Raw genomic sequence first — 18,135 nt, 5'->3', positions numbered from 1 at the left:
AATGACACGTCAGACACCCAGCTCCTGTTTCACCGCAGCAAAGGCTTGCACCGCATTTTCGAGATCAGCCCGCGTATGTGCCGCACTGATCTGCGTACGGATCCTCGCCTTGCCCTGCGGCACCACAGGAAAGCTGAAGCCGATGACGTAAACACCATGCTCCAGCATCGCGTCCGCAAATTTCGCCGCCAGCGCCGCATCACCAAGCATCACAGGCACGATGGGGTGCTCGCCGGACACGATTTGAAATCCCGCCCTGGTCATCTGCTCGCGGAAGAAACGAGTGTTGGCTTCCAGCTGATCACGCAGGCTGGTGGACTGCTTCAGCAGGGCCAGCGCCGCGATGGACGCCCCCGCAATGCTCGGGCAGAGAGTGTTCGAAAACAGATAGGGCCGCGAACGCTGACGCAGCAGTTCGATGATTTCTCTTCTCCCGCTGGTGTAGCCCCCACTCGCACCACCGAGAGCTTTGCCCAGCGTGCCGGTCAGGATGTCGATACGCCCCATCACATCACAGTGCTCATGCGTGCCCCGACCCGTTTTGCCCATGAATCCCACGGCATGAGAGTCATCCACCATCACCAGCGCATGGTATTTATCCGCCAGATCACAGATCGCTTTCAGCGGAGCGATGAAGCCGTCCATCGAGAACACACCATCGGTGGCGATCAGCTTAAAGCGCGCACCTTTCTCATCCGCCGCGATTAGTTGCGCCTCCAGGTCGGCCATGTCACAGTTTTTATAACGATAGCGCTGCGCTTTGCACAACCGCACACCGTCGATGATGGAGGCATGGTTGAGCTCGTCGCTGATGATCGCGTCCTCCGGCCCGAGGATCGTCTCAAACAACCCGCCGTTGGCATCGAAGCACGAACCGTAGAGAATCGTGTCCTCTGTGCCAAGGAAGTCCGACAAGGAAGCCTCCAGTTCCTTGTGCACCCCCTGCGTGCCGCAGATGAAGCGCACACTGGCCAGCCCATAGCCCCAGTGCTCCAGCGCCTCATGCGCCGCCTGCCGCACTTTCGGGTGCTGCGCGAGGCCGAGGTAATTGTTTGCGCACATGTTGAGCACCGCCTTGCCACCATTCGCACGCACCAGCGTGCCCTGCGGCGTGGAGAGCACTCGTTCCCGTTTGTAGGTGCCCGCAGCGCGGATGGCCTCGAGCTGCGTGGTGAGATGCGTGGCGAAGGTCGGATTCATGACTGCCGATATAATGGACACATGTCCGTTATTTTGGCAACAGGGAATTTTCACCCTCCTTATCTGGCCGCTGCCAGAACGGCCTCGACCAGCGGCGTCACCGGATCAAGGCCGTGCGGATGATGTCCTGCCTCGGGTTTTGCCCAGCGGGTGACGGAACCACCGAGAGCCTTGTAACGGGTTTCTAGCACGTCGGCATGCTGTGTCACCGGCACGACATCGTCCTTCATGCCGAGCACCAGAAAGACGGGCACTTTGGCGGCAGCGAGAGCTTCCAGCCCATCGATCGGGCTGCCCTTGAAATCAGGAAGCTGTGCTTCAGTGATGCCGTAACTCTCAAGGCATTGCTTTCTCATGGCCCTGACCTCGGGCGTGCCGTTGGGAAAAGCGCGAAGATCCAGCAGCGGGTTGTCGCCATAAATGGCGGTGACCTTGGTGGGATTGGCCTTCGCCCAATTGAAAATATAGGTGCCCCCACGGCTCATGCCCTCCAGCACGGGCCTGGCACCGAGGCCGATCTTTCGCGCGAGAGCGTAAAAGCGATTCCAGCGTTCCACAGCTTTGGGCGCGCCCCAAAGCTCGACCACATCGCAATACACAAGATGATAGCCGTGCTCCAGCATGGCGATGTCAAAGGCGGGCTCATGCCCCCAGAATCGCGCACGCCACACCCACGGGCTGCCTGCGACGGCCTTCTTAGGCGCGACAATTTTGCACACCGCACCATCCTCGGGGAGCTTGAAGTCGAGCTCAGCAAAATCATGGAACTTGCTCGCTGTGGGGTCGCTGACGCCCGCACCCCGCAGGCGTGATTTCAAATCATCCGCGCAAGCAGCGATGCCGAACATGAATGTCAAACCAAAGACCAGGAAGCAGGAGACAGGGGAATTTTTCATCAGCAGTTTGGGCCAATATTACGTGCCCTGCGGTCCAAATCACGCCTTCAATCCAGCCAGCTCAGGTGCGAGGGCTTTCGCATCACGCACAAACCATTCCTGCTCTGTTGAGTGCCTGTGTTCGATTTCAAAACGCCTTCATCACCAACTCGCGAAAGGCCCGCACATGCGCAGGCTCAAACCGGCCTTTGCGCTGCACCAGAAAGACCTCCTCATGGCCAAACAACGCAGCAACTTCACGCACGACGACCTCAGCTTCTCCGGCCCCGCGCTTCGGCGGCTTCACGCTCGCCGCACTGGTCCCGATGGCAATGCCAAAACCGATGGCCACATAGTTCATCTGCAGGGCGCGATTCGTAGCCGTCACCGTCACATTCATGCGGTCCGCCAGCCCTGCCTGGGCAAACACCTGACGAATCTGCCGGTGAGAGCTGCTTTCCTCTGGAGCCAGCACCAGTGGCTGGTTGATGATGTTGGCAAGAGTCAGCTGCCGGGCGCGTGTCAGCGCATGGTTCGCCGGGCACATGAGATAAAAGGCATAGCGCGCCAGCGGCTGATACTGAAACTGCGGCATCACTTCGTCGCCAGTCGCCATGCCCATGATCGCCAGATCCGCCTCATCCCGCTCGATCACCTGCCTCGCCAAGTAGGAAGGCCGGTCCAGCAGCACGAGTTTCACCGTTGGGTGATTCTGGCGGTACAGAATGATTGGCCGCCGCAGCGCACCGGTGAGCATGGCAGACGGAGCCACCACCGTCAGTGTGCGGGCCGCGGTGCTTCGCTGATCCTCAAACATCGCCCGCAGGCCGTCAAAGGATTCGACCAATGGCGCCGCCAGATCCACCAACGCACGACCATCGTCGGTGAGTGAAACCTTGGAGCCTTCCGCCACGACAAACTGCACGCCGTATTCATCCTCCAACGCCCGAATCTGCTGCCATACGGAAGGCACGGCCAGATTCATCGCCGCGGCGGTCGCCGCAAAGCTCCCCTGTCGCGACAGCTCCACCAGCGCCCGAATCTGCCTGAAGCGCACTTCCTTGAAGTAACGGCGCGCAGGAGAGTCGGCCGTCGTGCCGATCCTTTGAGGGGCGTTGGGTTTGGCTTTCATCGTTAGGTCTTTCCTAACGAATATCGAAGAAGATAGCAAGAGCCTTATAATCTACGCCAACCAGTCCAGCACCACCTTGCCGCAGTTGCCGGACTCCATGGCGGCAAATCCTTTTTCGAACTCCGTGTAATGGAATCGATGCGTGATGACGGGTTTGATGTTGAGACCGCTTTCGAGCATGACGCTCATTTGGTACCAGGTCTCGTACATCTCGCGGCCATAGATACCGTGGATGGTGAGCATGTTGAAGATCACCTTGTTCCAGTCGATGGCGATCTGCTCGCTGGGGATGCCCAGCATCGCGATCTTGCCGCCGTGGCACATGTTGTCGATCATGCTGCGAAAGGCGGCGGCGTTCCCGCTCATTTCGAGCCCGACATCGAAGCCCTCCTTCATGTCGAGCTGTTTCTGCACATCCTCAATCTTCTCCGTCGAGACATTCACCGCACGCGTCGCGCCCATCTCACGCGCCAGATTGAGGCGATACTCGTTCACGTCCGTGATGACGACATGGCGTGCTCCGGCATGCTTCACGACCGGAATCGCCATGATGCCGATGGGCCCCGCTCCCGTGATGAGCACATCCTCGCCAAGGCATTCAAACGCCAGCGCCGTGTGCACAGCATTGCCGAAGGGGTCAAAGATGCTCGCGACTTCCTCATCCACCCCTTCCCGATGATGCCAGACGTTCGTCATCGGCACGCTGATGTATTCAGCAAAGGCCCCGGTGCGGTTCACGCCGATGCCCACGGTGTCTTTGCAAAGGTGACGCCGGCCCGCAAGGCAGTTGCGGCAGCGCCCGCACACCACATGGCCTTCGGCGCTGACGATCTCGCCCGGATGGAAATCGTTCACGTTGGATCCAACAGAAACGACCTCTCCCACAAACTCGTGTCCCACCACCATCGGCACCGGAATCGTCTTCTGCGCCCAGGCATCCCATTTGTAGATGTGCAGATCCGTGCCGCAGATGCCCGTTTTGCGGACCTTGATGAGGACATCATTGATGCCGACTTGCGGCTCCGGGACATCCTGGAGCCAGAGACCGCGTTCAGACCGTGCCTTGACGAGTGCTTTCATGATGGTTGGTTATGACGATATATTGGACACTCGTCCATTAAATCGGCAACTGATATTTTCACCTCACGCCAGGATCTGCGGAATCACCTTGCCGAAATCACGCTCCAGCCGCTTGCGGCCCGGGATCTCCAGACGATGCGGATCCAGCCCAAGCAGATGCAGGATCGTGGCATGCACATCCGTCACATAGTGCGGGTGCTCCACCGGGTGAAAACCGAGTTCATCGGTGCCGCCGTGGATCATGCCGCCCTTGATGCCGCCACCGGCCATCCACACGCTGAAACCATACGGATGATGATCGCGGCCATCGCTGCCCTGGGAGCCCGGCGTGCGGCCAAATTCGGTGGCAAAGACGACGAGCGTGTCATCCAGCATGCCACGCTGTTTGAGATCCTTCAGCAGGCCGGAGATGGGCTTGTCCACCTGCTGCGCCAGACTGCTATGGTTCTTCTTCAGCCCGGAATGCGAATCCCACGCGCCAGCCGCGCCATCGCCATGCTGGAGCTGGATGAAGCGCACACCACGCTCCGCGAGACGACGTGCCACCATGAGCTGCCGGGCAAACGGCTCCGCCACCTTGTCATCCATGCCATACAGTTTTTTCGTCTCCGCGCTTTCAGCGTCGAGGTTCATCGTCTCCGGCACGGCAGTCTGCATGTTGAAGGCCAGTTGATAGCTCTTCATGCGTGCAGCCAGCGTCTTGTCTCCAGGATACTGCTCCGCATTCAGTCCATTAAGCCGGTGAATAAGATCAAACTGAGCCTCCTGCTGCGTCCTGCCGATCTGAAATTCCGGCGCGGCATAGGTGAGCGGGTTCTTCGGGTCCACCTTCAAGTTCACCGCGTCATAGGCAGGGCCGAGATAGTGGCCATCCCGCACATCGAAGAAACGCGGCCCCATGTTGATGAAGGAAGGCAGATTGTCCGTCATGGACCCGAGACCATAGGTCACCCAGGCGCCGAGCGTCGGCACCCGTGGCTCCAGCATGTGTCTTCCGCTGTGAAACTGCACCTGCGCCCCGTGGTTGTCATCTGTCGTCCACATGCTGCGGATGAAGGCGATCTCGTCCGCGCATGAACCGATGTTCGGAAACCAGTCGCTGATCTCCACCCCGCACTGCCCATAGCGCTTGTAGCCGGTTTGCAGCGGATAGATAACATTGCGCTGCTGACCGTTCGCATCGTTCACCACCACCACGCGCACCTTCTTGAGCTTCTCTGGATTCTGCACCTCCTTGTAAGGTGTCTCGCCAATGGACTTGCCCGCATACTTTGTGAGCATGGGCTTCGGGTCAAAGCTCTCCATGTGGCTCACCCCGCCGCGCATGAAGAGCCAGATCACCCGCTTGGCGCGCTGGGGGATCATCGGCAGGCCATCAGGCGGCAGCCATGCATCCTCGCCTCGAAGCATGGACGCCATGGCAATACTTCCAAGTCCGCCGAGGATGTCGCGGCGCAGAAAAGGCGTGGGTGGAAAGCGCGGAATCATCGCAGGGTGACAAAGTCGTTGTGGTTGATGAGAGCCTGAAGAAACAGACTGCGGTCCTCGTTCAAGGCACGGAAGCCTTCGAGGCTGGTTTGCCTCTCGGCCTCCAGCGGCACACGCCCCAGGATGGCAAGGAACGACTGATCAATGAAAGCGGCCGCATCCAGCTTCGCCAGCGAAGCGGCCAGCGCGTTCGCACACTCACGGCTCAGCCCGCTGTTCGTCAGCGCCAGCGCCTGCTGCGGAACCACGCTTTCATTGCGGCGGTAGCACTCCAGCACGTTGCTGTTGTCAAAGACCGCCAGGAAGCGGTGCTCCACATCGGCGTTCTGGATGAAATACAATGAGCGCCGCAGACTGGTCTCCGCTTTGGCGGGATCCAGACTCGGGCCGCCTAGAGTGAGATCCAGTCGGCCGGAGAGATGCAGCAGGCTGTCGCGCACGAGCTGGCTTTCCATGCGGCGCGGATTCATGCGCCAGAGAAAGTGATTGTCAGGATCTGCGGCAAGGGTCCGGGGATCGGCGCCCGCATTGGAGGAACTGCGCCGATACAACTCCGCCGTTACCATCGTGCGGTGCAGCCACTTCATGCTCCAGCCATTCTCCATGAACCCGGTCGTCAGACTGTCCAGCACATCCTGGTGCAGCGGCGCAGTGGCGCGACGACCGAAGTCACCCACGTCCGCGACCAATGGGACGCCAAAATGCCGCGCCCACACGTGATTCACCAGCACACGCGCCGTGAGAGGATTGCGCTTGTCCGCGATCCATCGTGCCAGCGCCAGCCTGCGCCCCGTGCTGGTCTCAGGATAGGTTTGCACCTTGGCATTGCCATTCTCCGCCGGTCCTTCCTGCGCTTTGAAACTCGCAGTCAGCGGGGTGTAGGTATCGCCCGGCGCGGACATTTTCGTCCGGGATTTCTCCAGCGCCTCCCGCGCCGTTTTGATCTTCTTGTCAGCATCCTTGGCCTTGGGCGCGGCTTCTGCCTTGGCAAGATCGTCCTCAGCCTTGGCTTCGCCATAACGCGCCTCAGCCAGCGCCGCCGCCTGCGCGATGGCCTTGTCACCCTTGGCAAGATCAGCGGCATACACCGCCTGGATCATGGCCAGCCGCAGGCCCGCCAGTTTCACGGCTCCCGCATCCCCGGACTTCTGTGCCTGCGCGAACTGCTGATCCGCCGCTGCGAGATGATCCTTCAGCACAAACGGCAGCAGCACCGGACGCGACGAGGCTGGTGGCAGCTTCACCGCCTTGGGCTCAAACGACGCAAACTCCAGCACGCGCGGCACCCCGGGCGGCATAGGCCGAGACTTGTCCTCATTCTTTTCATCGCCCCGCAAATGTCGGTAGGTGGGCTGATCGAGGTGCAGGTCATAAACGCGCGGCAGACCGTTCTTCTCGAGATCAGATTCCCCTTCCCATGGATCAAGCCGCACATGCAGCGGCTCAAAGATGGCGCGCATGCGGTAGTAGTCCGTCTGTTCAATGGGATCATACTTGTGGTCGTGACATTTCACGCACTGCATCGTCAGCCCCAGGAAGGCGCGGCAGGTGTGCTCGATGGTCTCGTCCAGCCAGGTGGTGCGGTTGAAAAGGTAGTAGCTGCGGGCTAGGAAGCCGGTGGCGCGCAGATTGTCGCGGTCCTGCGGTGCGAGTTCATCCGCAGCCAGCATCTGCACAATCATCTGGTCGTAGCCCTTGTCGGCATTGAGCGATTCCACAATCCAGTCGCGCCAGTGCCAGAGGTGCTTCTGGCTGTGGCGGAGCTGCGCGCCCAGCCCATACCAGTCGCAGTAGCGCCAGATGTCCATGAAGTGGCGCGCCCAGCGCTCGCCATATTGCGGTGTGCTCAGGAGCTGGTCCACCAGCCGCAAGCGCGCAGGGGCCGAAGTGTCCTTCAAAAACGCATGGATCTGCGCAGGCGTGGGAGGCAGGCCGATGAGATCCAGATAAACGCGGCGCAGCCACAGCTCCGGCGCGGCATCAGGCTGCGGCTTCAAGTTTTTTGCCGCGAGGCGGGCGGCCAGCAGCGCATCCATGGAATGACCGGATGATTTGGGCGGCTGGTAGGCCCAGTGCGCACGCGGATCATCCTCAGGCTTTTCCTGCGCAGGAGCCGCAGCTCCGCCAGCCATCCAGGCCTGCAGCTTGGCCACCTGCTCCGCGGTGAACATGGAGCCCTCCCCCTCCGGCGGCATGCGGTCATCCTTGTCAGCAGTCGTCACGCGCTCCAGCAGCAGCCCAGGATTACCTGATAAAATATCGCCATTGTCCCCGCCCTTGCGCATGGCCGTGGCAGTGTCCAGCCTCAGGCCGGCCTTCTGCTTCAGAGCCCCATGGCAGGCATAGCAGCGCTCCTTCAGCAGCGGCTTGATCTCTTTTTCATAATCCACCGCCCGCACCGCAGTGGGCAGAAGTGCCAATACGCCGCAGCTCAAGACGCGGGTAAGGGCACGACAAAATACGACAGGATGAAAAGACATGGGCACAGGCAACTACGTCACTAAAGCCACGACTCTTTTGTCCCCACGGCCGTTCCCTCTTTTTACTGTCCAAAAACATCCTTCCCAAACCTTGGTGTGCCTGCCATCCTCTTCCTATTCCATGCACATTCTGTTCCGACTCCTGCCCGCACTCGCCATTGCTGTTTCATCATCCTTTGCCGGTGACGCCACTGTCATTGAAAAAACACCCGGCCTCGTCGGTTTCTGGACCTTCGGAGAGGAGGCAGGGCAGAAACGCGCCTCACAGAGCACACCGGAAAAACACCTGCTCAGTGAAGTAAACGGCCCCATCAAGCGCGCAGCAGGCGGGCCGTTCTCCGGTTTCTCGGCAGACCTCAACGGCCATCAGTATTTTGAAATCAAGCACCACGAGACCGGTGATCTCAACATCTCCGGCAAAGACGCGCAAGTGACGCTCTTCGCCGTCGTGCGCATCGTCGATCTCAAGAAGAGCCGCACCATCGCCGGCATGTGGAGCGAAGGCAAAGGCGCTAACGACGACACCGGCACGCGTCAATACGCGCTGCTCATGAACATGCCCACCTACGGCGGCCCGCGCAATCTCGTGCCCCACATCAGCAGCGAAGGCGGCGTGACGATGCGTGCCGACGGCACCAAATTCCCCTGGTGCGCCGACTACGCAGCCACCAAGCTCGAAGTCCCCGAGGAACAGTGGTGCACCCTGGCCTTCACCTACGACTCGAAATACATCCGCGCCTACATCAACGGCATGCTCGACGAACGCCAGCTCGACGCCGAGAAAGACAAACGCAACGATCCCTACTTCACGCAGGAAGGCCCCGGCGGCAAAGACCGCGGCATGAACCCCTACTACCACGGCCGCGGCATCTTCAAATACGACCCCGCCTTGCACGCGAAGACCAAGATCGCCCCGTCCGACTTCACCGTCGGCGCACGCATGGCGGTCGGCTCCATGACCGGCGAGGCCACGATTGGCAAGTTCGGCGGACTCGCGGTGTTCAATCGTGCCCTGAACGATGCCGAGATGCAGAAGCTGCATCAAGCCGCAGACGTCGGATCGATTCAGCCCTGATTGCGATGACGTTGATCTTCGCCATTCATCTTGCGGCCACCTGGATGCTTGTCGGCCTGATCTGGGTCGTGCAGATCCTGGTCTATCCGCAGTTTTTGAGGGTCGATGCCAGCCAGTTCAAAACTTACCACTTCGCCCACTGCTTCCGCATCGGTCTTGCAGTTGCCCCGCTGCTGTTCATGGAAGCCGCCACGGCAGCGTGGATCGTGTATCGCGGCTGTGATTTGAATTTCATCCTCAGCGCCTGCCTGATTCCCGTCATCTGGATCACCACCGCGATTTTTCAAGCGCCGCAGCACACCCGGCTTTTGAAAGGCTTTGATGCCTGTCTGATCCGGCGGCTGATCTTGACCAACTGGATCCGTACGCTGGCATGGACGGCCCGGGGCATTCTGGTCAGTCTCACACTCATTCATCATCCTCTCCTGCTCTCCCTTTTCACGGTAGGCAGCCTGCCGCATGTGGAAACGTCATCCCAGTTCGCCGCACCGGTGATGCAGGTTTCTCCAGGAGGCACCATCACGCTGCAAAGCAGCGAGCCAGACAGCCTCATTCTCTATACGTTGGACGGCACCGAGCCCGTCGCTCTGTCTAATCCATATCTGGCTCCCATCGAACTGGCCTGCGGTGGCGCATTGAAGGCACGGGTCTTTTCCAAAGATCGCCGAGAGGCGGGCGCGGTCCTGCAGGCGTCGGTCGAACCGCTGCCGGGCCGTCAGGCGCTGCCCAGCACGGTGGTGCCGGTGACCCAGGATCGAAGCTGGCCGCAGTACGACTGGCAGCAGCGCCTGGCATTAACTGCCGCAGCCGTCCAGCGCTCGAAGCCGGAAATTCTCTTCATTGGCGATTCCATCCTTCATTTCTTTGGTGGTGAAAAGTGGGACAGCTATGCCTTGGCGGGCCAGGACACGTGGAAGGAACACTATTCTTCACGCAAGGTCGGAAACCTGGGATTTGGGTGGGATAAAACTGAAAACGTGCTCTGGCGGCTGCAGCATGGAACGGTTGACGGCATCTCCCCCAAAGTCGTCGTCTTGTTGATCGGCACTAACAATGTGAGCAGTTGCTCTGCTTCCGACATCGCCCTGGGCATCAAGTCCATTGTGCTGGAAATCGAACAGCGCCTGCCTCATTCACACATCCTGCTGCTCGGCATCCTGCCGCGCGGGGAGAACCCCAATCCGCTGCGCGACAAGATCGCCGAGGTTAACGGCGTGATCGCCAAACTCGATGGCACGCATCAAGTGAGTTTTCTCGACATCGGGGCCAAGTTTCTCAATCCGGAAGGCTGCATCAACAAAGACCTCATGCCTGGCTTTCTGCACCCCAATGAGAAAGGCTATCGCATCCTGGCAGAGGCCATTGAGCCAGCTTTGACGAAGCTGTTGAAGACCGATTGATCCTGATGCTGTTTAGAGACTCCCTATGAACATCCGTCTGGCACTCGCCCTTCCACTGGCTGGTCTTTGCAGTATTCTCAATGCCGCCCCAGTTCTCCAACTCGAAGCACCCGCGATCAAACGCGACGAGCAAGGCGTGGTCACGCTGACGAGCACCGCGCCGGACACCACGATCCTTTATACACTCGACGGAGCAGCCCCCATCGCGAAATCAAATCCCTATCTCGCCCCCATCGACCTCGCCTCCGGCGGCACACTGAAAGCCCGCGCCTTTTCCAAAGACCGCAAAACCCAGAGCGAAGCCACGCAAGCCGCCTTCGAACCCCTGTCCGGTCATCAGCCCCTGCCGAGCACCGTGGTGGCCTGCACTCAGGACCGCAGCTGGCCAAGCTACGACTGGGCCAGGCGCCACGCCCTCACCAGCGCCGCAGTAAAAAAAGCCAAGCCCCAGCTCCTCTTCATCGGCGATTCCATCACCCACTTCTTCGGCGGCGAACAGTTCGACAGCTACGCCCTGCGCGGGCAGCAGACCTGGGGCGAATTCTATGCCCCGCGCAATGCGGGCAATCTCGGCTTCGGCTGGGACAAAACCGAAAACGTCCTCTGGCGCCTCCAGCATGGAGCCATCGACGGCATCTCACCCAAACTCGTCGTCATGATGATCGGCACCAACAACACGGGCACCTGCTCCGCGCCAGACATCACACTCGGCATTGAGGCCATCGTGCTGGAGTTCAACAAACGCCTGCCGCAGTCCAAGATCCTCCTGCTGGGCATCTTCCCACGCGGCGAAAAGCCCAACCCACAGCGCGAGAAGATCGCCGAAATCAACAGCATCATCGCCAAACTCAACGGCACCCACAATGTCACCTACCTCGACATCGGTCCCAAGTTCCTCACGCCGGAAGGCTTGATCACCAAGGACATCATGCCCGACTTCCTCCACCCCAACGAAAAAGGCTACCGCATCTGGGCCGAGGCCATCGAGCCCACGGTGAAGCAACTGCTGGGCGAGACCAAATAGGCACAAAAAAAGCAGGGGACCACAGTCCCCTGCTTCTCAGAAAGATCGTCTGACTTACTTCGCAGGCTTCCAGTTACGCACGAAGTCCAGGCACTGGGTGATTTCCGGCACGCTGGTCTCCCAGTTGTGCTCGTATTCACAGTGGAGGGGACCGGGATAGCCCTGGGCCGCGTATTCCGCGAGGATGGCCGGGATGTCGCTCTTGCCGGTTCCAAAAGGAAGGTCATGAGCCTTGGGGTCACCGAAGGCCGTGAGGTCCTTCATGTGGCTGTCAAAGATGCGGCCTTTGAGAATCTTGATGCAATCCACAGGATTCAGCCCGCTGCGCACCCAGTGACCCACGTCAGCGCAGGAGCCCATGCGCGGGTCACGGTTTTTGACGAGATCGAGCACATAGTTCGGGTCCCAGAACATGTAGGCGCGGTCCAGCGGGCGCTTCGGATGGTTGTGGATGGCCATCTTGATGTCGAATTCCTTCACAAGGACTTCGATCTTGTCGAGCGCGGTCACATCGGGCTCCGTGATGATGACGCCAATGCCCAGCTTTTTGCAGAATTCGAAAATTTTGCGATTGGAAGCGTCATCCTGGCCCAGCTTCACCACACCATAGCCCACGGCGGTGAGCCCTTTGGCCTCCAGATGCTTCATGACTTCGTCGATCATTTCCGGCGTGGCGTTGTGGTCCCACTTCGCATCCGGCTTGGTGGTGGAAAATTTCTGCCCGGGGTAAAACTCGATGGTCTTGCCGCCGCACTGCGCGGTCTTGTCGATGGCTTCAAACACATTGTACATGCGGAAGCTGTAGGCCTGGCAGCCGGCATAGAACTGGCCGACTTTGGCGGCTTCGGGGATCGTGGCCGCAAACGATGCGGTGGCGAAGAGGAGTGAGAGAAGGAGGTGCTTCATGGGTGGGTGGAGCACGAAGTCTGGCGAGTTCCCGGCGAAAGGGAAGAACTGAGAATGGAAAAGCTCGCCGGGGGAACAACGTTGTGGAGGGATGCTGAAACACTCCTTCCTGTTTTTAATGTCTGCCACGGCAGCCCTGGCTCAATTGCCTACAGCAAACCCCATTCCCCGGGTGCAGGCCGTACCCCTGCCGCATCACATCACATCCTTTCAGCTCGCAGGCCGGGAACTGACCGCCATGCATTTCGATCCGCAGGACATGCGCCCCTTCTGCTACCCCATCCGCGCCTCGCGTGATGTCAGCCTCACCCGCATGGGCCATCCGCATGATCCGCTGACGCATTCCCACCACAACAGCGTGTGGGTGACGCACAACATGGTGAACGACCTCGATTTCTGGGGAGACTACGCCAAGAAGCAGGGCCGCATCGTCAACGTGGAGGTTTCGCGTGAAGGCTATGAAGACACCGACGAATTCGCCTCCATGCGCATGGTCAACCACTGGGTCAGCGAGGCGGACAAGTCGGTACAGCTCATCGAGACACGCCGCACGGAGATCCGCCCAATCGATGGGGCCAAAAGCTGGTTCATGATCATCGACCTGGAATTTTCGCCCTCCAAGGGCAAAACCACGACCTTCGGCGCCACCGGCTTCGGGCTGGTCGCCGTGCGGATGGCAAAAAGCATCGGCGTACATGACGGCGGCGGCCGCATCTTGAATTCCGAAGGGCAGCTCAATGAGGAAGCCATCTTTCGCAAACCGGCGCGCTGGTGCGACTACAGCGGACGCATCACCAATGACACGGACGGCTTCGGCGGCATCACCTTGATGAACCACCCGATGAATCCGCACAACCCGACCGCCTTCCATGTACGCAATGACGGCTGGATGGGCTGCTGCCTCAGCCTGGACACCCCCGTGGAGGTCACCGAGGAGAAAAAGCTGCGCGTGCGCTACGCCCTCTGGGTGCACGATGGCGTGGCCTCCCAGGCCGAAAGCGAAGCCCAGTGGCAGAAATTCATCGAAATGCCCGTGGTGGATTTGGCGCTCAAACCGGCCAAGAAGTGAGCATGGCCGAATACCCCGCCGCCTTGGGCGAACTGATCACCTTTTTTGAATCGCTCCCCGAAGGCGAGCGCAGGGAAAATCTGATCGACCTCGCGGCGGCCGCAGCCTCCCATGCACCGAAGGACGGTGAAAAGTTCGATCTTGAGGATGTGCGCCACGATGCCGAATGCACCGACACGGTCGGGGTGCATGCCCGGCTGAAGCACGGCGACCACGTTCACTTTGCCATCAGCCTGGGGCCAAAAGTGCAGACACTGACCAAAGCCATGGCCACCATTCTCTGCCGGGGACTGAACGGATCGACGCTCTCTGAGGTCCTGACGGTGCCGCAGGATTTTGTGCCGCGCATCGTCGGCGCAGACCTGGTCAGGCTGCGCAGCCAGACCGTGTATTACGTCCTAGGCCGCATGAAACAGGTGGCTCAAGCGCTACAAAAAGCAGTGAACTAGCCCAGCCGCGTGGTCTGCCCCGTGCGCAGTTCCTCGGGAATCTGGCCGACAAAGCGGGGCTGAAGATCAATGGCATCAAAGATCTGGTGAATTTCCATCTGGCTGATGTCGCCGGGCTTGTCGATCTCGAAATAGACCAGATCATGCCGGGCATCCACCTTGTAGCGGACCTTGGGAAAGTGGTCCATCTGGTTGCGGAGCTGCATCACAGTGGACTCAGAACGGAGGCCGGGCGCGTAAATTTCGACTTCGATCATGTGTAGTATGCAGCGGTTCTACCGGAATTGCCCTCCGGAGCCAAGCAAAACCTGCCAGTTGTGCACAGACAGGATTCCAGTTTGACAGGCGGCGGGTGTCGTCCTATTCTCGTCGCCCCTTTCCCCCGCTCCTTTTATGGCCAACATCCGCTCCGCAGAAAAAGACATCCGCAAAACGACGGTCCGCACCGCTCACAACCAGACGGTGAAGAGCCGCATCCGCACTCTGCGCAAGAAGGTGGTCGCCGCCATTGAGAAGAAAGACGCCGCAGCAGCAGCCGCTTCCCTCAGCGAATTCGCTTCCGCCACCGACAAGGCCGCCAAGACCAACGTCCTCAAGAAGAACACCTCCTCCCGTCTGAAGAGCCGCCTCGCCGTCAAGGTCAGCGCCCTGACGAAGTAAGCGGTTCGTTCGATCCAACCCATATTTCCAAACGGCATCTCGCAAGAGGTGCCGTTTTTTGTTTGTCGTACGAGGCAAGGCCAGCAAAGATCGCCCACCCATGATCACCCGCCATAAAATCGCCCCCAACGGCCCTGAGTTCTCACGCCTCGTTTACGGCACCTGGCGCATCCTCGATGAGGCAGACACGGCCAACTGCACCCCGCAGGCACTTCTCAGCCGCTTCAAGGCCTGTGCAGACATGGGTATCACCACCCTCGACACGGCAGAAATTTATGGCGTTTATAAGGTCGAGGAGGCCATCGGCGGCGCTCTCAAGCTCGACCCCGCCTTCCGCAGCAAGATCGAGATTGTCACCAAATGCGGCATCTACATCCCTTGCGAGTTTCATCCCGACCGTAAAGTCGCCCACTACAACGTCACCGCCGCTCGCATCATCAAGAGCGCGGAAAAATCCCTGCGCTTCATGGGCATTGATGAAATCGACCTGCTGCTCGTGCACCGCCCCGACTGGCTGACCAGCGCCGACGAAACCGCCGAGGGCCTGAACAAGCTGCTCAAGGACGGCAAAATCCGCAGCGCCGGCGTCTCAAACTACAATGTGCATCAGTTCGATCTGCTGAACTCCCGCATGGACCAGCCGCTGGTAACGAACCAGGTCGAGTTCAGCCTCCTCCACATGGACCCGATCTACGACGGCACGGTGGATCAATGCCAGCGCCACCGCATCCTGCCCATGGCCTGGTCACCACTGGCCAAAGGCGCCCTGATGGAAAAAGAAGATCCTGCTGCAGTCCGGCTCCATGCCAAAGCCGCCGAGCTCTCCGCCAAATACGACGGAGCCACGCTCGACCAGCTCGCCTACGCCTGGATTATGGCGCATCCGTCCTGCCCGCTGCCGATCATCGGCACCAATAAACTGGAGCGAATTCAGGCCGTGGTGAAAGCGGCGGACATCAAGCTGGAGCGCGAAGACTGGTACGGCCTCTGGGAGGCTGCCAAGGGTCACGGCGTGCCGTGAAGCCCGCTCAGCGCGGTCATTCTTGCACCTGCGGGATCACGAGCTGGTTGTGGTGAATCAGGTTCACCTGCCAGTTCCATGGCCAGCGGCCCGGATTGCTCCAGTGAAAAGCCCACGGCTCGGTAAACTGGTTCACATACCCCACGATCATGTGGCTGTACCCCACGCCATTGCCTTCGAGGCGGATCATCGTGGCCACCAAGCCCTGCCCCCTCGTCGCTTTGAGAGTGGTTTGATCCGTCTTCAAGATCAGCGTGAAGAATCCGCTCAGATATTTGCGCCCGTCCTGAATCGCCGTGTCGCGGTTGTGGCCAAACGCATCTGTGTAGTTCGGTGCCATGAGCCGCTCCAGCTTCTTCCAGTCCCGGTCTTCAACCGCCTCGATCAAATTCGCCTGCGCGGCTCGCACCTGCTCCTCCGGCGAACGCCCGAAAACCCACCATGCCAGCCAGACCCCCTCGATGATGAACAGCACCAGCAGAATGCGAAGGATGATCTTTTTCATGTTAAAAAAGGGCCAGTTGTCCGGTGGAATCCGATGAAGCCGCCACGCAAAAGCTCACACCGCTGCTGCGGCGGCGCACCACCTCGATGGTCGGCGTGGGCTTGTGCCGTTCGGCACACACCACCCGGGCCTCAGGGGCTCCGGCAGAGTCCAAGGCCTGCCTGATATACCGGGAGGCCGTGGCAGGGTCATTGCAGTCATCGCTCAAATGCCCCAGCACCACATGACTCAGCCCCGGATGCGCCACTTCTCGCACCAACTCTGCGGCCTGGTCGTTGGAAAGATGCCCGTGGCGCGAACTGATGCGCTGCTTCGTGGACCAGGGTCGCTTGGTGTCATTTTCGAGCAGTTGGGTGTCGTAATTGGCCTCAATGAACAGACTGTCGGAATTCCTGAGGCGGTCTTTGATCAGATTCGTCACGAATCCCACGTCACTGAGCACCCCGAGGCGGGATTCCTCATCGGAAATCACAAACCCGACCGGGTCCACTGCATCATGGGGCACCGGAAACGACTCGATCCGCAGGTCCTGAAACTCAAAAGCCGCCCCCGTCGTCATCAGCCTCCAGGTGGGCGGTTTGCGAAAACCGAGGCTCCCAGCCAGGGTTTCCTGCGTCAGGGCGGTGCAAAACAGAGGGACCGGCCGTTTGCGGCTCAAAACCTCGATCCCCCCCGTGTGATCCTGATGCTCATGCGTCAGCAGGATGCCGTCCAGCATGTCGAGGGAAAAGCCACAGGCGTCCAGCCGGAGGCAGATTTGCTTGGCGCTCAATCCGGCATCGAGGAGCAAAGTGGTGCGTTCTGTCGAAATCACAGCGCAGTTCCCCGAACTGCCGCTGCCAAGAATTGTTAATCTCACCATGCGCTGTTTTTAGCGGCTGGCCTCGTCAGATGCAAGGCGGATGAGCCCCGCATGGCACTGCCGCCACCCCCGTTGGCTTCAGGGATTTAAAATAGGCACCATCTTGGCCGATAGAATGCTGGTTGATTTACTCCCTTGCATGGCCTAAATGCCACCCCCCTTTTGACGCAAAAATGAGAAACCACGGACTCCCCCCGAAACAAGGCCTATATGATCCGCAATTCGAGCACGACGCCTGCGGCGTCGGGTTCATTTGTCAGATGAAGGGAAAACGTTCTCACTCCATAGTACAACAGGGGCTGACGATTCTTATCAACCTCGATCACCGCGGTGCAGTGGGCAGCGAGAAAAACACCGGAGACGGTGCGGGCATCCTGATGCAGGTGCCTGACAAATTCCTGCGCAAGGTCGCTGCCAAGGAGGGTTTCACCCTGCCGGCTGAAGGACAATACGGCGTCGCCATGGCCTACTGCTCTCCTGATGCAGCTGAGCGCGCGGCTGCAGCACGTGCCTTTGAGAAAGTGGCCGAGGAAGAAGGCCAGAAAGTGCTCGGCTGGCGCGATGTGCCGGTGGACAATTCCATGATCGGCCTCTCGGCGAAGGCCAGCGAGCCCTTCATGCGCATGGCCTTCGTGCAGCGCGGAGACAACTGCCCGGATCAGCAGACCTTTGAACGCAAGCTCTACATCATCCGCAAGCGGGCCGTGACCGCCATCCGCACCGCAGAGGCGGACAGTTTCTGGTACTGCTCCAGCCTGTCCTCCCGCACTCTGGTGTACAAAGGCATGCTCATGCCCGAGCAGGTCGGAAAGTATTTCCTCGATCTGCAGGATCCTGACATGGAATCCGCTCTGGCGCTGGTTCACTCCCGATTCTCCACCAACACTTTCCCAAGCTGGGAGCGCTCAC

General features: G+C 59.8%; 17 protein-coding genes and 1 pseudogene. 8 read left to right on the top strand and 10 right to left on the bottom strand.

Annotated elements, in window-relative coordinates:
* Window positions 1-9: 9 nt before the first annotated feature.
* From ACILSL_RS00090 to ACILSL_RS00065, 6 genes are all read right to left on the bottom strand, one after another.
* Window positions 10-1,200, bottom strand: coding sequence for a glycine C-acetyltransferase (locus ACILSL_RS00090; RefSeq protein ID WP_395729947.1), 1,191 nt, complete (start codon window positions 1,198-1,200; stop codon window positions 10-12).
* A gap of 59 nt (window positions 1,201-1,259) precedes the next feature.
* On the bottom strand, window positions 1,260-2,096 hold the full coding sequence (locus ACILSL_RS00085; RefSeq protein ID WP_395729946.1) for an alpha/beta fold hydrolase: 837 nt from the start codon (window positions 2,094-2,096) through the stop codon (window positions 1,260-1,262).
* Window positions 2,097-2,223: 127 nt separating this feature from the next.
* Complete coding sequence (locus ACILSL_RS00080; RefSeq protein WP_395729945.1) at window positions 2,224-3,207, bottom strand: LysR family transcriptional regulator; 984 nt, start codon at window positions 3,205-3,207, stop codon at window positions 2,224-2,226.
* 51 nt (window positions 3,208-3,258) lie between these two features.
* Window positions 3,259-4,287: an L-threonine 3-dehydrogenase gene (gene tdh, locus ACILSL_RS00075; RefSeq protein WP_395729944.1), complete on the bottom strand. Its 1,029-nt coding sequence runs from the start codon at window positions 4,285-4,287 to the stop codon at window positions 3,259-3,261.
* Window positions 4,288-4,350: 63 nt separating this feature from the next.
* Window positions 4,351-5,775 (bottom strand): DUF1501 domain-containing protein, encoded by a 1,425-nt coding sequence (locus ACILSL_RS00070; RefSeq protein ID WP_395729943.1) that lies wholly within the window; start codon window positions 5,773-5,775, stop codon window positions 4,351-4,353.
* A complete protein-coding gene (locus ACILSL_RS00065; protein ID WP_395729942.1) occupies window positions 5,772-8,195 on the bottom strand; it encodes a PSD1 and planctomycete cytochrome C domain-containing protein in 2,424 nt (807 codons plus the stop codon). The genes ACILSL_RS00070 and ACILSL_RS00065 overlap by 4 nt, the downstream gene beginning before the upstream one ends.
* A gap of 181 nt (window positions 8,196-8,376) precedes the next feature.
* Here ACILSL_RS00065 and ACILSL_RS00060 point away from each other — a divergent pair, with 181 nt between their 5' ends.
* The 3 genes from ACILSL_RS00060 to ACILSL_RS00050 are packed head-to-tail and all read left to right on the top strand — an operon-like array spanning window position 8,377 to window position 11,754.
* Window positions 8,377-9,330, top strand: coding sequence for a hypothetical protein (locus ACILSL_RS00060; RefSeq protein WP_395729941.1), 954 nt, complete (start codon window positions 8,377-8,379; stop codon window positions 9,328-9,330).
* A gap of 5 nt (window positions 9,331-9,335) precedes the next feature.
* Window positions 9,336-10,730: a GDSL-type esterase/lipase family protein gene (locus ACILSL_RS00055; RefSeq protein ID WP_395729940.1), complete on the top strand. Its 1,395-nt coding sequence runs from the start codon at window positions 9,336-9,338 to the stop codon at window positions 10,728-10,730.
* A gap of 25 nt (window positions 10,731-10,755) precedes the next feature.
* Window positions 10,756-11,754, top strand: coding sequence for a GDSL-type esterase/lipase family protein (locus ACILSL_RS00050; protein ID WP_395729939.1), 999 nt, complete (start codon window positions 10,756-10,758; stop codon window positions 11,752-11,754).
* A 54-nt stretch (window positions 11,755-11,808) separates the two neighbouring features.
* Here ACILSL_RS00050 and ACILSL_RS00045 read toward each other — a convergent pair whose 3' ends face one another.
* Window positions 11,809-12,660, bottom strand: coding sequence for a sugar phosphate isomerase/epimerase family protein (locus ACILSL_RS00045; RefSeq protein ID WP_395729938.1), 852 nt, complete (start codon window positions 12,658-12,660; stop codon window positions 11,809-11,811).
* 145 nt (window positions 12,661-12,805) lie between these two features.
* Between ACILSL_RS00045 and ACILSL_RS00040 the strand changes: the two genes are divergently transcribed.
* On the top strand, window positions 12,806-13,729 hold the full coding sequence (locus ACILSL_RS00040; protein ID WP_395729937.1) for a PmoA family protein: 924 nt from the start codon (window positions 12,806-12,808) through the stop codon (window positions 13,727-13,729).
* 2 nt (window positions 13,730-13,731) lie between these two features.
* The gene (locus tag ACILSL_RS00035; protein ID WP_395729936.1) at window positions 13,732-14,178 is read left to right on the top strand and encodes a SufE family protein; all 447 of its coding nucleotides are present in this window, start codon (window positions 13,732-13,734) and stop codon (window positions 14,176-14,178) included.
* Here the strand turns inward: ACILSL_RS00035 and ACILSL_RS00030 are convergent.
* Window positions 14,175-14,435, bottom strand: a complete 261-nt coding sequence (locus ACILSL_RS00030; protein WP_395729935.1) for a hypothetical protein — start codon at window positions 14,433-14,435, stop codon at window positions 14,175-14,177. The genes ACILSL_RS00035 and ACILSL_RS00030 overlap by 4 nt on opposite strands.
* 136 nt (window positions 14,436-14,571) lie before the next feature.
* Here ACILSL_RS00030 and rpsT point away from each other — a divergent pair, with 136 nt between their 5' ends.
* Together rpsT and ACILSL_RS00020 are read left to right on the top strand one after the other, a co-directional pair.
* Window positions 14,572-14,838, top strand: coding sequence for a 30S ribosomal protein S20 (rpsT, locus tag ACILSL_RS00025; RefSeq protein ID WP_395729934.1), 267 nt, complete (start codon window positions 14,572-14,574; stop codon window positions 14,836-14,838).
* A gap of 100 nt (window positions 14,839-14,938) precedes the next feature.
* Window positions 14,939-15,859 (top strand): aldo/keto reductase family oxidoreductase, encoded by a 921-nt coding sequence (locus ACILSL_RS00020; RefSeq protein ID WP_395729933.1) that lies wholly within the window; start codon window positions 14,939-14,941, stop codon window positions 15,857-15,859.
* Window positions 15,860-15,875: 16 nt separating this feature from the next.
* Here the strand turns inward: ACILSL_RS00020 and ACILSL_RS00015 are convergent, their stop codons facing one another.
* Together ACILSL_RS00015 and ACILSL_RS00010 are read right to left on the bottom strand one after the other, a co-directional pair.
* Complete coding sequence (locus ACILSL_RS00015; protein WP_395729932.1) at window positions 15,876-16,364, bottom strand: hypothetical protein; 489 nt, start codon at window positions 16,362-16,364, stop codon at window positions 15,876-15,878.
* Between the two features lies 1 nt (window position 16,365).
* On the bottom strand, window positions 16,366-17,226 hold the full coding sequence (locus ACILSL_RS00010; RefSeq protein ID WP_395729931.1) for an MBL fold metallo-hydrolase: 861 nt from the start codon (window positions 17,224-17,226) through the stop codon (window positions 16,366-16,368).
* A 173-nt stretch (window positions 17,227-17,399) separates the two neighbouring features.
* On the opposite strand from ACILSL_RS00010, the pseudogene ACILSL_RS00005 reads away from it, so the two are divergent.
* Window positions 17,400-18,135, top strand: a pseudogene (locus tag ACILSL_RS00005) (glutamate synthase subunit alpha); the annotation flags it as partial.

Origin of the sequence: Prosthecobacter sp. (assembly GCF_044222345.1) — a bacterium.
GTDB lineage: Bacteria > Verrucomicrobiota > Verrucomicrobiia > Verrucomicrobiales > Verrucomicrobiaceae > Prosthecobacter.
Note: the sequence above shows the minus strand (reverse complement) of the source record. Positions and strands in the feature narration are given on the sequence as shown.